Source organism: Bradyrhizobium sp. USDA3010, assembly GCF_056429065.1.
Genome location: NZ_JBWJZD010000008.1, coordinates 66,948 through 81,688, shown reverse-complemented (window position 1 = coordinate 81,688; position 14,741 = coordinate 66,948). Strand labels below are relative to the sequence as shown.

Here is a 14,741-nt window from a genome sequence, read left to right as displayed (position 1 = left end):
CGAGGGCGTCCGGGTTCATTGACCGAGGTCAAACCCGGACCTCGTGCGGGGATGTAGGTTTCAACGAGAGCCTCATTCGAGCAATCCATGAACAAGCCCGTGCCCCCTGATGAACTCATAACCGACGAAGACGGGCCGCTTTATGCGCCTCGCAAGAAGGTTTTTCCCCAGAGCGTCTCCGGCCGATTCCGTTCGATCAAATGGCGGCTGATGGCCGTTTGCCTCGGCGTTTACTATCTGCTGCCCTTCGTGCGCTGGCATCGGGGCCTCGGCGCGCCCGATCAGGCGGTCCTGATCGATTTTCCCAACCGCCGCTTCTATTTCTTCTTCATCGAGCTGTGGCCGCAGGAGGTCTACTACTTCACGGGCCTTCTGGTGCTGGCGGCGTTCGCCTTGTTCCTGATGAACGCGCTGGGCGGCCGAATCTGGTGCGGTTATCTCTGCCCGCAGACGGTCTGGACCGATCTGTTCTATGCGGTCGAGCGCCTGGTCGAAGGCGACCGTCGCGCACAGATGAAGGCCGATGCCGGGCCAATGACCGTAAAGCGCGCCGGTCGCCGAGTGCTGAAGCACGCGATCTGGCTGATGATCGCGTGGTGGACCGGCGGCGCATGGGTGCTCTACTTCGCCGATGCACCGACTCTGGTGCGCGACCTGGCGACCTTTCAGGCACCGGCGATCGCCTATCTCTGGATCGCGATGCTGACCGCGTCGACCTACCTGCTGGCCGGCTATATGCGCGAGCAGGTCTGCGTCTATATGTGCCCGTGGCCGCGGATCCAGGCCGCACTGACCGACGAATGGGCGCTCAACGTCACCTACAAATACGATCGCGGCGAGCCACGTTGCTCGGTCAAGAAGGCGTTCGACATTCGCTCGCTCGGCGAGAAGGCCGGCGATTGCATCGATTGCAACCAGTGCGTTGCCGTGTGCCCGACCGGGATCGACATCCGCGATGGCGCGCAGCTTGGCTGTATCCAGTGCGGCCTGTGCATCGATGCCTGTGACGCCGTCATGACCAAGGTCAGCCGCAAGACGGGTCTGATCGGATACGACAACGATATCAACGTTCAGCGGCGCGTTACCGGCAAGCAGGAGATTTTCAAGCCCGTTCGCGCCCGTACCGTCGTCTACGCCAGCCTGATCACCGTGGTCTGCGCGGTGATGCTTTACGCGCTGATGTCGCGAACCCTGCTCGACGTCAACGTGCTGCACGACCGCAATCCGATCGCGGTGCGTCTCAGCGACGGCGCGATCCGCAATGGATACACACTGCGCTTCCTCAACAAGCGCGGCTTCGATCGTGTGATCGCGATCGACGTCGATGGACCGGCCGACGCGAAGTTGCACGTCATCGGTGCGGACTCGGTGACGCCAGACCGTCCGATGATCGTCCTTGGCCGCGACACCACCACCGAGCTTCGCGTGCTGGTGACGGCACCGCTAGATGAAAAAGCGGAAAAGTCGGTGCCGGTCACGTTCCGCGTCACTGACATCGGCCTCGGAGAGGTCGCCTCCGCGACCGACCATTTCGTCCTTCCATAACGATGGAATCCAGCCATGGCAGCCTCAAGTTCAGTCGCACGACCCATCACCGGACGTTTCGTCCTGGTCACGACGATCGCATTCTTCGCCGTCGTGATCAGCGTGAACATGGTCATGATGCGCCTTGCCATCACCACACTTCCGGGCACTGAGGTCGACAGCGCCTATAGCGCCGGCCTCGCCTATCAGCGCGAGATCGACGCGGCAAGACAACAGAACGAGCGCGACTGGCAGGTTCATGCGCATATTGATCGGCAGCCTGATGGGACCGCCGCAATAGCACTCGAGGTGCGCGATCACGCCGGCGCACCCCTGACCGGATTGAGTTTCCTCGCTCGGCTCGAACGACCAATCGATCGTCGTGCCGATCGGGAGATCGGGATCGGTGAGGCGGGCGTTGGTACTTATCGTGGCCGAGCCGAGGGCGTCGCCGCGGGGCAGTGGGACCTGGTGATCGAGGGCGACGCGGAAGGCCGTCGCATGTTCCTGTCGAAGAACCGAATCCTGCTGAACTGAGGGGAAATCTCATGCAGGCGGATATCGATTTCTCTCACTATCTGAAGAGCGCGGGCACCGGGCTCGTCCATCTCGATCTCGCAGTCGAGGGCATCAATTGCGCGGGCTGCATGGCCAAGATCGAGCGCAATCTGTCAACCATACCGGACGTCACCTCGGCTCGCGTGAACCTGACCGACAGCCGTCTGGCGCTGGAATGGAAGGCGGGTGCTCTTGATCCGGCGCTGTTCGTAAGCCGGCTCGCGGAGCTCGGCTACAAGGCCTATCCGTTCGAGCGGAATGATGCCGAAACGCTGGAAGCGCAGCGAGCGCAAGGCCTGTTGCGCCGGCTGGGCATCGCCGCCTTTGCCGCGATGAACGTCATGATGCTGTCGATCCCGGTATGGTCCGGCAACGTCTCCGACATGCTACCGGAGCAGCGCGATTTCTTCCACTGGCTGTCGGCGCTGATCGTGCTGCCGGCCGCAGCCTATTCGGCGCAGCCGTTCTTCTCGTCGGCGCTGTCAGCCCTGCGAGCGCGCGGCGTCAACATGGACGTTCCGATCAGTATCGGTATCGTGCTCGCGCTGGCAATCTCGGTGATCGAGACGATAAATCACGCCGAACATGCCTATTTCGATGCCGCGATCATGCTGATCGCTTTCCTGCTCGCCGGTCGCTACCTCGATCAGAACATGCGACGGCGTACTCGAGCCTTTGCCGGTAACCTCGCGGCGCTGAAGGCGGAGACCGCGACGAAGTTCATTAGCCCAACCGAGATCAGAACGGTCCCGGCAGCTGCGATCCGCCCCGGCGACATCGTGCTGCTGCGGCCCGGCGAGCGCTGCGCGGTCGACGGCAACGTGATCGAAGGCCGCTCGGAGGTCGATCAGAGCCTGATTACGGGCGAAACCTTGCCGGCAATGGCGGCGCCTGGCAGCGCCGTGTTCGCGGGCACGCTGATCCGTTCCGGCACATTGCGCGTCCGCGCGTCGGCGGCCTCGGGTGGCACGCTGCTGGATGAGATATCTCAGCTGCTCGATCGCGCGCTCCAGGCGCGCTCGCGCTATCTTCGACTGGCGGAGCGTGCATCAAGGCTCTATGCCCCGGTGGTGCACGCGACCGCGTTGCTCACGATGCTGGGCTGGCTGGCATATGGCGCGAGCTTTCATGATTCGATCGTAACAGCGATTGCAGTCCTGATCATCACCTGTCCCTGCGCATTGGGTCTTGCGATTCCTGCCGTGCAGACCGTTGCATCCGGTACGCTGTTCGGATCGGGCGTGCTGCTCAACGCCGGCGATGCGATCGAGCGCCTCGCCGAGGTCGACCGGGTGATCTTCGACAAGACGGGCACGCTGACGCTGCCCGAACTCGATGTCACCAATTTCGCAAGCATTCCCGACGACGTCATCGAGCTTGCCGGCCGGCTGGCCCTGTCGAGCCGTCACCCGGTCGCGGCCGCCGTGGCGCGCGCGGCCGGCGCCGCCGCCCCGCTGCCGGGTATCGAGGAAGATCCGGGGCAAGGCGTCCACGGTTACCATCAGGGTCACCCGATCCGGCTTGGCCGGCCGTCGTTCTGCGGTGCCGACAGCCTCGCCAACGAGCTTCTGCATCGCGACCCTGAGGCCTCTGTCGTCGCATTCAGCCATGGCGACACCAGGCACGTCTTCGCCGTTCGCCAGAAGCTGCGGGCCGACGCGGCTGACGTTGTCTCGGGTCTGGAACGGCTCGGCCTGGCGGTCGAGATCGTTTCCGGGGACCGCGAACCCGCCGTTCGACTCGCGGCCGAGACGCTCGGCATCCATGAATGGCGTGCCGGGGTTTCTCCGGTCGACAAGATCGCCCGGATCGAGGAACTGGCGCGTCAGGGCTGCAAGGTGCTGATGGTCGGTGACGGCCTCAACGATGCCCCGGCGCTAGCCGCGGCGCATGCCTCGATGTCGCCGGTTAGTGCGACCCATGTGAGCCAGGCGGTCGCGGATGCGGTCTTTCTCGGCGAACGCCTCGCGCCGGTGCGGACAGCGATCGTGGTCTCGCGCAAGGCGCTGCGCTTGATGCGGCAGAACCTCTGGCTTGCCGTGGTCTACAACGTCCTTGCGGTTCCGATCGCGATCGCAGGCTTGGTGACGCCGCTCATCGCAGCGGCGGCGATGTCCGGCTCGTCGGTGCTGGTCATGCTCAACGCGATGAGGGCGCGGGGGCGGGGGACGGTCTGATGGAAGTCCTGGTCTATCTGGTTCCGCTCGCCCTTGCCCTCGGCTTCGTCGGCCTGCTGGGCTTTCTATGGTCGCTGAAGAGCGGCCAGTATGACGATCTCGATGGCGCGGCGTGGCGGGCAATTGCCGACGACGAACCCGCGAACGATCAGGGGCCGTCCAAATAGTGAAAATAGACCAGCGAGACTGCCGAGACGACAGTCAGCGCCGTGCTGGCGAGCGCCAGGATCAGCGTCCAGTCGGGACGCCACTGCGACGGAGAAGCACGTGACCGCAGCAGCAACACCGCGACCAGCCGATTGATGGCGGCAAGGCGTGGCATGGTCAGCAACAACTCATCGGCGGGACGTCGGGCTGCCAGTAGCGCCAGTGGGTCGGCGCCATCGCAATGGGCTGCATGGTCGCGGCATCGAACCATCCACTGCCATGCTTGAGACAGGGGAAGCCTAGCCTGTGCCGTTCGACGTCGATCACGGCGATCTCGACCGCGCAGTCGACCGGGGCGGTCGCGATGTCCCGCCACCCGAAAAGGGTGAGCCAGCGGAACGGTGAGGGGAATGTTCGACGCATGCCGCGAAGCCTCTGACTAGAACGACCGATGGTCGCACGCTCGATCGCCGATGCATTGATGTGGCTCAACCGAGAGTAGGTTGGCAGCAAGGAGGTCGACGTTGCTTGATACAGCTCAACCCGGTCACCGGGAATGCGGCCCATGTTGAAGAGGATTGGAAGACGGGAGTTTTCATGATCGAGAGTTCTGGACGTGTCAAAGATCCGTCTCATTTGCCGAAGCAGCTCGCGCACGAGATCGCTGTGGTCGGGCGACAACGGAAGCGCCAGGACGACGTAGACTATTGGCAGTCACGCGCGGAGCGGACGAGGCGACAGGCCAGCCGATATCGTGATCAAGCCATCCGCGATCCTTTCATGAAGGTTGCTGCCGGATACGACGAGCTTGCCCGATCGGCGCGCAATGTGCGCGACGGCACAGAGACGATATAGGTCGATTACCGGAAACGCGGCGTATTCTGGAAATGACCGGAACACAGGAACTACTATGGTTGAACCGATCGAGGCGCAGGTTGCCGGGTGCTTGGCCGATGCGCCTCGATGCGACGCGGATTTGCCCAGAAGGTCCAAGACTGTCTGGGCGCGCCTGAAGGACCATCCGCTATCGCGCCTTGGTCCGGGCCTTATCACCGGCGTGGCCGACGACGATCCGAGCGGCATCGCCACCTACTCCCAGGCTGGCGCCCAGTTTGGGCTGAACATGCTCTGGACGATGCCGTTGGCATTTCCGCTGATGGCGGCGATTCAGTCCATGTGCGGAAGGATCGGGCGGGTTACCGGCCGGGGCCTGGCCGCCAACATCAAGACGGCGTTTCCGCCCGTTGTGCTCAAGGGCGTCGTGCTGCTGCTGTTGATCGCAAACACCCTCAATATCGGAGCCGATGTCGCCGCCATGGGTGAAGTCGGCGAGCTCGTCACCGGCGTTGACCGGCACGCGATGGCTGTCGTCTTTGTCGTTACGACGTTGCTGCTTCAAATATCGGTGCCGTATCACCGCTACGTCTTCTTCCTGAAGTGGCTAACGCTCTCGTTGCTGGCCTACGCCGCGGTGCTGTTCACGGTCCACGTCCCTTGGGGAGAAGTGGCGTTACGAACCGTATGGCCGCAATTGCAGCTGAACTCGGACACGGCCGCCGTCGTCGTCGGCGTCTTCGGGACCACCATCAGTCCTTACCTTTTCTTCTGGCAGGCTTCCGAGGAGGTGGAGGACATGCTTGCGAACGGCGGCAATTCGCTGATGCAGGATCCCGCCAGCGCACCGAAAGAGTTGCGACGGATCCAATGGGACACCTGGAGCGGAATGTTCTATTCCGACATCACCGCCTATTTCATCATCCTGGCGACCGCCGTTACGCTGCATGTGGCGGGAATCACCAACATCGAGACCGCGGCGCAGGCGGCCAGCGCGCTGCGGCCGCTCGCCGGAGATTTCGCCTTCCTCCTCTTTGCCATTGGCATCATCGGCGTCGGTCTGATCGGCGTACCGGTCCTCGCGGGTTCGGCGGCGTATGCGCTCGCCGAAGCCATGGGCTGGAAGGAAGGTCTCGAGAGAAAGGCACGGGACGCGCGCGGATTCTACGGCGTGATCGCGGTCAGCGTCATCGCCGGGTTGCTCATCCAATATTCCCCGATCAGTCCGATGAAGGCGCTATTCTGGAGCGCTGTCATCAACGGGGTCGTCGCCGTGCCCCTGATGGTCGTGATCATCCTGCTCGCCTCGAAACCTTCGGTCATGGGTGCGCACATTTCGGGCCGGTCGATCATCGTCCTCGGCTGGATTGCGACATTCGTGATGGGGCTGGCAGCCATTCTGATGTTCGTGCCCGGGTAGCCAGCGAGGTGCGCGAGCCAGTTAGCTTCCTTGGAGCGTCGAGTAGAAGTGCAAGCGAAACCTCTCCGCTCGACGCGCGCTCGAAGGATGCGTAAGCGACGCAGCATGCACCGCAGCCCGGCAGGATGTATCCTGCCAGGCTGCGTCATCGGCGTTCCCGAGGGCAGGTCGGGCCGCTCAATGATCGGTGGTCGCCGTCGCCTTTGACGCTCGTCGGAATGGCGGGTTTTCTTTTTAGATGTCCAATGATCGTCGGCATCGCGGGAGCAATCGGATGAGCAGCGGGAGTACGACGCCCTCAGAGCCGAACCGGGCGGCCAGCGCTCAGATATCGCCGAGTCTGCACCAGGCGAGATCGATCAGCGTACCGATCCGCGTGGATTGGACCTGTAATTGTTTACGGTTCTCCAGATTTTCGATCTTTTCGATCGCGATCGATGTTCGCGCATGAGTGATCTGAAGAGCGAAGACCGCCTCTTGTAACGCCTCGCGCGCTTTCTGCCGGTGAACACTCCAAAGCCCAAACGGATCGATAGGCGCTGCTCGGCATGCCAGCGACGGCGCGGGGCGGTGACGCTTACGTCGATCGAGGTTCGCGATGTCCGGCATGGTGGTTCTCCCTTGGCGTGTGCTCGGTGTCGATGTCCTTTCGGGGGATATTGAGGGCGCCGTCTTAATTGCTTGATCAATCCGATTATCGGAATCCGGCAAATTGCGGGAATCTCGTGATTAACCTTTTGAAAACGGCGTATGCCGATAAAATACCAGTATATGCATATAACCCAGGTGAGCGATGAAGCAGGTTGTGTCGCCAATACCCGAGGAACTAACCGTGGTGGGTAGTTGCTGCGCCGCATTCAATGTACGGAAGGCAAGCCGCGTGATCACCCGGCTTTATGCCGAGGCCTTCGCGCCGGTCGGGGTGGAGCCAACGCAATTTATGCTGCTCGTTGCCTGTGCGCGGCAAGAAACCGTGACGATGGGAGCACTTGCGGTGAGGATGTCGATGGACCCGAGCGCGCTCGCACGCAACGTCGCAGTTCTTGAGCGCCGCGGTCTGGTGAGGATTGCGCCGGGAGCAGATCGCCGCGTGCGCAACATCTCGATCTCCGCCAAGGGCAGGAAAACCCTGTCGCGCGCACTGCCGCGCTGGCGGGAGGTACAGGCGAAGCTGGCCGAACGGTTCGGCGAAGACAGCTTCCGGTCGGCGGTCGAACTGATGAAGGGAATTGCGCGCTCGGGCGAGGCCCTGCTGGATCATCCGTTTTCGTAGGAGGTCACGATGCCTGTCCGTTGGCTCGATCCGTCGCCGGTGCTACGTATCGAGCGCTTCAGCAGCTTCGATGAATTCCGTCCCAACGATGTTATTGGCGGAATGAGAAGTACGCCGCTGGATTCGTCGCCCATCTCGGCTTCGCGGAGCATTCTGGCGCTTCCCGACTGCCTTCTCGTGCTACAGCGATCTTTCGCCCGGCGCATGGAGGGAGATCTCGGAGCAAATCGCGGGATTGGGGTCGTCATTCCTCTGGCCTTCCACGCAACGATGAACGGGACCGAGGTCGGCGATTCCACGATCGGCGTCATTCGCGGCCGGGCGCCTGTCGATGTCGTCGAACGGCATGCAAACACCTATCTCATGCTGCGCTTCGGCTCCGACATGAGCAATCGCGGGTGGGCCGACTTCGACAAGGGTATCGAGCTGTTCCAGCTGGCGCCGGTGAAGATGCTGGCGATACGATCGGCAATTCTGGACATGTTTTGCCTGGCTTCCAACTGCACGGATCTCAGGGAATTCGAGCTGTTGAGCGGAAGGCTGCAGGAAACGCTTGTCGCCGGGCTCGACAGCGCCCTGGTCGAGGACAGTGTCAAGCGGGCGCCTCCGGGCTCGTTCGACCGGCATCGGAAGCTGGTTGAACGCCTGGATGAGCTGGTAGCCACGGTCGGAGAGGCCGACCTCTACAGCGCCAGTCTCGCGCTGACGCTCGGCGTTTCCGTTCGTACGCTCCAGACCGCCGTGCAGCACGTCTGTGGCGTTAGCCTGCATCAACATTTGCGATCGAAACGCATGTGGTTGGTCCGCAAGCTCCTCGTCAAAGGAGGCCCGCTCCTTACGGTGACCGCGGCGGCGCGGGCCAACGGCTTCTGGCACATGAGCGACTTCGCGAGATGTTATGGCCGAGCATATGGCGAGATGCCGTCGGAAACCCTCTCACGGGCACGAGGGTTCTAGATCGGCGAAGCCGGCGTTGTCGGCCCGACGATGCTGCGCAATGACCTGCCAAGGCGGCCGCGATGCCGCAGTTCAAATCGTGGGTTTGGGCCTCAAGAAAGTCAGAATGTCATACATTTCAACGAAGATTGACTGACACTCTCTCCGCCATTTGCGCGTTTTTGTGCACCAAACTGCGACTTGAGCGCTTCGATGCCACGCGCACAGGAAGCGCGCTGGCGACGCTAGCCGTGTCGTGACGGTGCCCGACAATCCCGAAGCCATCGCGGCCACGTCTTTGCTACCTCCGACCATCGCGGCAAAATCGCCGCGCGTGCGATCGCCGCCAGATCGCTAAGCGATAGGATCGAGGTGGAGAGCCAAGCCTGCCTCCAGCGGCGTGGCGGGGCGGGCACCGTGACGGCCGATGGCGTCGACGGCGAGCTTGACCAGCTCCGCGTTGCTGCTTGCGAGCCGGTGCCTGGAAATGCGGATGTTGTCTTCGAGGCCGGTGCGCGCTCCGTCACCGCCGCAGGCCAGAACCCATTCCATGACGCGTGCCTGGTTCGCTCCGATCCCTGCCGCCGTCCACGTGGCGTGCGGCAGGATGCGGCGAGTCCATCAGCCCCTTGTCGATCAGGCGGCGCGCGCCATGGATGTGCGACAGGTCGAAAATCTCGATCTCCGGCCGGATGCCGTTCTCTCGCATTTTTGAGGCAAGGTCCTCGACCAGCGCGTGTGGTTTTCATAGATCATGGTAGGGAAGTTGACCGAGCCCGTGGACAGCGAGGCCATGTCGGGCTTCAGATAAAACGCCGAGCCGCGCGCGGCCGGGTCGCGGCCCCGTCCGCCGGTCGAGAACTGCACGATCATGCCGGGGCAATGCTTCTCAATGCCTTCCTTCACGGCGGCAAAGCGCGCGGCGTCAGAAGACGGGCTTTCGTCGTCGTTGCGGACATGGATATGGACGAGCGACGCGCCCGCTTCGAATGCCTCGTGTGTCGCTTCGATCTGTTCGGCGGGCGTCACCGGCAAAGCCGGATTATCACTCTTGCGCGGCACTGAGCCTGTGATGGCGACCGCGACGACGACGGGCTTTGTTGGCACGGCTCTCGATCCTCAAGCGTCAAAGAACACGGTTTCACGCTCGCCCTGGAGGTGAATATCGAACAAATAGACCGTCTTGCCATCGCGCTGGTCGCGACGCGCCAGCAGCGTATCGCAGCGCACCGCGGGTACGATCATGCGCAGCACCGGATCTTCCGCGTTAGCGACCGGCTCGTCGGCGAAATACATGCGCGTTGACAATCCGATATTTACGCCGCGCGTGCGAGTCTGGCACCTTCTGATCCCCGCCGGCAAGCGATGCAATTTCCATCGTCATGTCTTGAATTATTTCTGGACGGCGCATACGGACGGCAAGGCCCGCAACTACTTCGAGGATGGACGAATCGTCGACGTCGAACACTATAAAGGGGAGACTAAGCATCTCCACTTCGGGCCCGGCGAGTATCTTTTGCATGCCGTCGAGAACATAGGCTCAACCGATCTCCTGTTCACGACGGTCGAGTTCCTCGATAGTGCCAACGAGCCTTTGCCGGTGGCGGACGAGATGCGCCTGCGCTTGCCTGAAGCGGCCTAGAACATGGGCCGTGAATGCGAGGGGCATCACCCCGTCCAGTTGCACGGATATCTTTGCTGTCGACAAACGGTAGCTGTTCTCTCATCCGATCCAATCGGACGCCCTTTCAGCCCGTCGAGAGATATCTGCAAATGCTTCCTCGCTACTTGGCTCGACAACCTGTTGCTGGGCTCCGATCATGGCAGCGGCCGACAACACGACCAGCGAGGTCGTGCCCAGCACGCGTTCGGCGAACGATTTCGTCTTCATGATAACCTTCCCTGTTTTTGTTGCGTGACACAGCAGCGCCGCGCGACCGCCTGACGGCCTCGTGATGTCCAGAACGTCTTGTTCGATGTCTTGTGAATGGGACGGCGATGAAGAAGACCTTGCAGGAACGTCTCAAGACAATCGAAGCTGTTCGCCGCGCAGGGCGAACAGCCCTGCGCGTCGTCGTCGGCATCGGCGCCGATGTGGCTCACACCCCTTAGACAATTTGAGCTGGCGCGATGCGCAGCTGGCCTGTGGCGATTTTTCGGGCCGCTGAATTCTCGGAGGCCCCGGGTGATGCGATTCGATGTGAAGGCTGGATTACAATGAGGCCGGCGGCGCGGAGCGAGACATCCTCCGATGCCGCAATTGATCCCGACCCCGCCGCTATCCAACGCGAGTGCGAGACTGTAATGAGAGCGCTGGCCGCGTGCGTCGGGGGGCGCTGGCGGGCCGCGATGGACTTGACATGCCTGTCACCAGGCGATCGGACTTTACGACATAACGATGGATTTGACGTGGCGAATACCAAGAAGGCCCGCGCGGCTGCTGGCGCGAAGAAGAAAAGCAGGGGATTGACGCGTTCCGGGATCTCATCCTCCTCGCCACTCGGCATGCTGGCGCTGCATCTTCTCGAGCAATGGAAGAAGTCCGGGCGCGACGGCATCGTCTTCCTTGCGGAAAGCGAGAACAGGGCGGAGCGCCTCGGCAGCGTGCTGCATTCGCTCGATCCTTCGCTCGAGGTGCTGGTGTTCCCGAGGCTGAATACCTTGCCGTTTGACGGGCTGGAGCCGTCGCACGAGATCGCCGGCAGGCGGAGCTCGGTGTTGCGGCGTCTTGCGAAGAGCGGGAGGCCGGTCTTCCTGGTGTCGACGGCAGAGGCGATCATGGAGCGGTTGCCGCTGCCCGCCAGCTGGGGCCGCCTCAGCATCAGCCTGAAGGTCAGTGCGCGCTATTCCGAGCAGGATCTCAAGGATCGTCTGGAAGCCCTGGGATACGATCTCGACGAAGAGGCGGATTATCCCGGAAGCGTCCTGTTCCACGGAATGACGTTCGAAGTGTTTCCTGCCGGCGCCCTCGGGCCGTACAGGATCGAGCATTCCGGTGGCGTGATCCGCAGGATCGCCGGGGTCGATCCCAACGAACACGATGTCGTGTTCGATACGCAGGAACTGCTGATCGATCCGATGTCGGAACGGATTGCGTTGGGAGGCAAGCGGGCACAGCGGGCGGCGCTGCCGGATTATTGTGAGCGCGCCCACTGGATCGCGGACGCCGGAGTTGCGGGTCATGCCGATAGCTGGCTGAGCACGATCAAGGAGGCGGCCGGCCGCAGAGAGACGGAGCGCGACTACTTCGGCCCCGTCGACTGGAAGCGTCTGACCAAGCGCATGAGTGCGCTGCCTCGCAAGGCGGCGTTCACCCCGACGCCCGATTTCTCGAAGGTCGCCTCGTCGCGAAAGGCGCTCCGCGCCTTTGTCGCCGACATGCAGCGCGCCGGATCGCGGCTGGTCTTTGTTGCGGCGGTGGAGGACGACCTGCGCGCGATCGAGCGCATGAGCGGGATCAAGGCGGAGCGCGTCGGAGATTGGAGCGAGGCGGCGAAGGGGCGGGGTGGCGAAGCGGCGCTGCTGGCTGACTTCGATACCGGCTTCATCGGTTCGGGCCGCAAGCCGCTTGTCGTCGTCACGGCGACCGACGTGCTCGGCAGCCGGGCTCATCATCCGCAGCCCATGGCCAGAGCCTGGGGTGCGGCGTTCGATCATCCCGACGTGCCGGAGCGCGGCGCGGTCGTCGTTCATCTGCCGCGCGGGCTGGCCGTGCTCGATGGCTTGCAAACCCTCGACATGGGGAAGGGATCATCGCGCGAGATGATCCGGCTGGGATTTGCCGGGGATGATGCCGTGCTCGTTCCGCCCGCTGACCTTGCGCTGATCTGGCCGTATGCGGCGGAGCGCGGCAAGCTGACCTTGGACAAGGCAGACGGAAGCACGTGGTGGGCGCGACGGACCAAGGCGGAGCAGGAAATTCAACTTGCCGCCAAGGCGCTTGCCAAGCACATCGCGCAGCGGCGTCGCCGGCGCGCTCCCAGGCTGGTCGCTCCCGGTCCCGCATACGAGCGGTTCGTCGCGCGCTTTCCGTATTTCACGACAGTCGACCAGGCGAAGGCGATTCGGGACGTGCTCGATGATCTTGCGTCGGGTCATCCGATGGACCGGGTCGTCTGCGGCGACGTCGGGTTTGGCAAGACCGAGGTTGCCTTGCGCGCGGCGGCGGCCGTTGCCCTGTCAGGCAAGCAGGTTGCTGTCGTCGTGCCGACGACCGTCCTGGCAAGGCAGCACGTCGCGACGTTCCGCAAACGGTTTGCCCCGCTCGGCATCGAAGTCGGCAGCTTGTCGCGCGCGACGTCGGCTGCGGAGATGAAGCAGACGAAGGAAGGCCTGCGAAGCGGAAAGATGAAGATCGTGGTCGGCACGCAGGCGATCGCATCGAAGGACGTGAAATTCGCCAAGCTGAGCCTGGTCATTGTCGACGAAGAGCAGCACTTCGGGGCGGCGGAGAAGGCGAAGCTTTCGGGCCTGGCGAAGAGCGTCCATACGCTTTGGATGAGTGCCACGCCGATTCCGCGCACGCTTGCGGCAGGTCTCGCCGGATTCAGGGACCTGAGCGTGATCGCATCCCCGCCGGTCCATCGGCTTCCGGTCGTGACCAAGATCGCGCCGCTTTCGGACGCCGCCATTGCCGCGGCACTGCTGCGCGAGCAGCGACGTCACGGGCAAAGCTTCCTGATCTGTCCGCGCATCCAGGATCTGGATCCGCTGTTGGCGCGCGTGCAGGCGGTGGCCCCGGAGCTCCGCATCGTTTGCCTGCATGGCAAGCTACCGGCCGACGAGATTGACGATCGAATGATGAGCTTCGTCGAAGGCGAGGCCGACGTGCTGCTGGCGACCAACATCGTGGAAAGCGGTCTCGACATTCCCCGCGCGAACACCATCGTGGTCTGCTGGCCGGAAAAGTTTGGTCTGGCACAGCTCCACCAGCTCAGAGGGCGGGTGGGACGCGGCGGCACGCGCGCCTTCGCATACATGCTGACGGAATCGAACTCGGAGCAATCCGGCAAGCGTTTGGCCGTTCTCGAGGAGTTCAGCAGACCGGGCGCCGGCTTTGCGATCAGCGAGCGCGATCTGGACCTCAGAGGTGCCGGAGATCTGCTTTCCGAGCGGCAATCCGGCCACGTGCAGGTTTTCGGACCGGTGCTCTATAGCCATCTTCTGAAACAGGCCTCGGAGAAGACCAACGACCGGGCCGCGGATCTTTGGGTGCCCGATCTCAACCTTCCCTTCGCGGATCTGCTGCCAAGGAGTTATGTGCAATCGGAATCCATGCGCCTTGAAATCTATGGCCGCGTCGCGAGGTGCCGGAGCGAAGACGATCTGGAAGATCTGGAGGAAGAGACCTCTCGCCGCTTCGGCAAGCTGCCGTCGGCCGGCCGGGATTTCTTCACCGCGGCAAGGCTCAGGATCGACTGCAAGCGGCGAGGTATCGTGAGGCTCGACGTCGGGCCGGAGGCCGTCGCAGCGACATTCCTCCCGGGGAGGCTGCCCAAATCCAGAGCACGATCGCTACAACGCGACGGCGATCGCGTCTTTTATTCAGGCAAGACAAACGAACCGCCGTTCGAGCGGATCGATGATCTGCTCGACATCTTGGACGAGTGAGTACGACGTTACTCCTGGCCAAGCCTTCGTCGTCGGCATTCCCCGATGCGACCGATCGCGCCGCGCTTCACGGCGCCGCCTGACTCTCGTCAGATGCGAGTCTTGTGACTGCATCGGAGCGTATCGCCCCATGCGAGTACATCACGCGCGCAGTGGAGACATTTCACTGCGCAGCATCTGCGGAGAACAAATCGACTGATCCCGCACACTGACATCGCGGTGACATGTAGCGCCGGTCGTCGCGGTCGGCGGAGCTCAGGCG

Annotated in this window: 14 protein-coding genes and 2 pseudogenes; 10 read left to right on the top strand and 6 right to left on the bottom strand. The window is 62.9% G+C overall.

What is annotated here, in order from left to right; translation table 11 throughout:
* Positions 1–87 precede the first annotated feature (87 nt).
* The 4 genes from ccoG to ccoS are packed head-to-tail and all read left to right on the top strand — an operon-like array spanning position 88 to position 4,426.
* On the top strand, positions 88–1,545 hold the full coding sequence (gene ccoG / locus AC066Y_RS15025) for a cytochrome c oxidase accessory protein CcoG (protein WP_478274536.1): 1,458 nt from the start codon (positions 88–90) through the stop codon (positions 1,543–1,545).
* Between the two features lie 15 nt (positions 1,546–1,560).
* The gene (locus AC066Y_RS15020) at positions 1,561–2,061 is read left to right on the top strand and encodes a FixH family protein (protein ID WP_478274535.1); all 501 of its coding nucleotides are present in this window, start codon (positions 1,561–1,563) and stop codon (positions 2,059–2,061) included.
* Positions 2,062–2,072: 11 nt separating this feature from the next.
* Positions 2,073–4,259 carry a heavy metal translocating P-type ATPase gene (locus tag AC066Y_RS15015; protein ID WP_478274534.1) on the top strand — a complete coding sequence of 729 codons (2,187 nt, stop codon included), beginning with the start codon at positions 2,073–2,075 and terminating at the stop codon, positions 4,257–4,259.
* On the top strand, positions 4,259–4,426 hold the full coding sequence (gene ccoS, locus AC066Y_RS15010; protein WP_176533342.1) for a cbb3-type cytochrome oxidase assembly protein CcoS: 168 nt from the start codon (positions 4,259–4,261) through the stop codon (positions 4,424–4,426). The genes AC066Y_RS15015 and ccoS overlap by 1 nt, the downstream gene beginning before the upstream one ends.
* On the opposite strand, the gene AC066Y_RS15005 is transcribed toward ccoS, so the two are convergent.
* Positions 4,408–4,581, bottom strand: coding sequence for a hypothetical protein (locus AC066Y_RS15005; RefSeq protein WP_478274533.1), 174 nt, complete (start codon positions 4,579–4,581; stop codon positions 4,408–4,410). The two genes, ccoS and AC066Y_RS15005, sit on opposite strands and share 19 nt — an antisense overlap.
* Positions 4,582–4,583: 2 nt before the next feature.
* The gene (locus AC066Y_RS15000) at positions 4,584–4,829 is read right to left on the bottom strand and encodes a hypothetical protein (protein WP_478274532.1); all 246 of its coding nucleotides are present in this window, start codon (positions 4,827–4,829) and stop codon (positions 4,584–4,586) included.
* Between the two features lie 105 nt (positions 4,830–4,934).
* On the opposite strand from AC066Y_RS15000, the gene AC066Y_RS14995 reads away from it, so the two are divergent.
* Both AC066Y_RS14995 and AC066Y_RS14990 read left to right on the top strand, forming a co-directional pair.
* Positions 4,935–5,261 (top strand): hypothetical protein, encoded by a 327-nt coding sequence (locus AC066Y_RS14995; protein WP_478274531.1) that lies wholly within the window; start codon positions 4,935–4,937, stop codon positions 5,259–5,261.
* A 55-nt stretch (positions 5,262–5,316) separates the two neighbouring features.
* A complete protein-coding gene (locus AC066Y_RS14990) occupies positions 5,317–6,660 on the top strand; it encodes an NRAMP family divalent metal transporter (RefSeq protein ID WP_478274530.1) in 1,344 nt (447 codons plus the stop codon).
* A 324-nt stretch (positions 6,661–6,984) separates the two neighbouring features.
* Here the strand turns inward: AC066Y_RS14990 and AC066Y_RS14985 are convergent, their stop codons facing one another.
* Positions 6,985–7,269, bottom strand: a complete 285-nt coding sequence (locus AC066Y_RS14985; RefSeq protein WP_478274529.1) for a hypothetical protein — start codon at positions 7,267–7,269, stop codon at positions 6,985–6,987.
* Between the two features lie 184 nt (positions 7,270–7,453).
* On the opposite strand from AC066Y_RS14985, the gene AC066Y_RS14980 reads away from it, so the two are divergent.
* Positions 7,454–7,933 carry a MarR family winged helix-turn-helix transcriptional regulator gene (locus AC066Y_RS14980; protein ID WP_478274528.1) on the top strand — a complete coding sequence of 160 codons (480 nt, stop codon included), beginning with the start codon at positions 7,454–7,456 and terminating at the stop codon, positions 7,931–7,933.
* A gap of 9 nt (positions 7,934–7,942) precedes the next feature.
* Positions 7,943–8,890 (top strand): AraC family transcriptional regulator, encoded by a 948-nt coding sequence (locus tag AC066Y_RS14975; protein WP_478274527.1) that lies wholly within the window; start codon positions 7,943–7,945, stop codon positions 8,888–8,890.
* 333 nt (positions 8,891–9,223) lie between these two features.
* Here the strand turns inward: AC066Y_RS14975 and AC066Y_RS14970 are convergent.
* A pseudogene (locus tag AC066Y_RS14970) lies at positions 9,224–9,976 on the bottom strand (beta-keto acid cleavage family enzyme).
* A 12-nt stretch (positions 9,977–9,988) separates the two neighbouring features.
* A pseudogene (locus AC066Y_RS14965) lies at positions 9,989–10,195 on the bottom strand (protocatechuate 3,4-dioxygenase subunit alpha); the annotation flags it as partial.
* Here AC066Y_RS14965 and AC066Y_RS14960 point away from each other — a divergent pair.
* Positions 10,164–10,511 carry a hypothetical protein gene (locus AC066Y_RS14960; protein WP_478274717.1) on the top strand — a complete coding sequence of 116 codons (348 nt, stop codon included), beginning with the start codon at positions 10,164–10,166 and terminating at the stop codon, positions 10,509–10,511. The pseudogene AC066Y_RS14965 and the gene AC066Y_RS14960 sit on opposite strands and share 32 nt — an antisense overlap.
* 81 nt (positions 10,512–10,592) lie before the next feature.
* Here AC066Y_RS14960 and AC066Y_RS14955 read toward each other — a convergent pair whose 3' ends face one another.
* On the bottom strand, positions 10,593–10,760 hold the full coding sequence (locus AC066Y_RS14955) for a hypothetical protein (RefSeq protein WP_478274526.1): 168 nt from the start codon (positions 10,758–10,760) through the stop codon (positions 10,593–10,595).
* A 614-nt stretch (positions 10,761–11,374) separates the two neighbouring features.
* Here AC066Y_RS14955 and AC066Y_RS14950 point away from each other — a divergent pair.
* Positions 11,375–14,479, top strand: a complete 3,105-nt coding sequence (locus AC066Y_RS14950; protein ID WP_478274705.1) for a DEAD/DEAH box helicase — start codon at positions 11,375–11,377, stop codon at positions 14,477–14,479.
* Positions 14,480–14,741 lie beyond the last annotated feature (262 nt).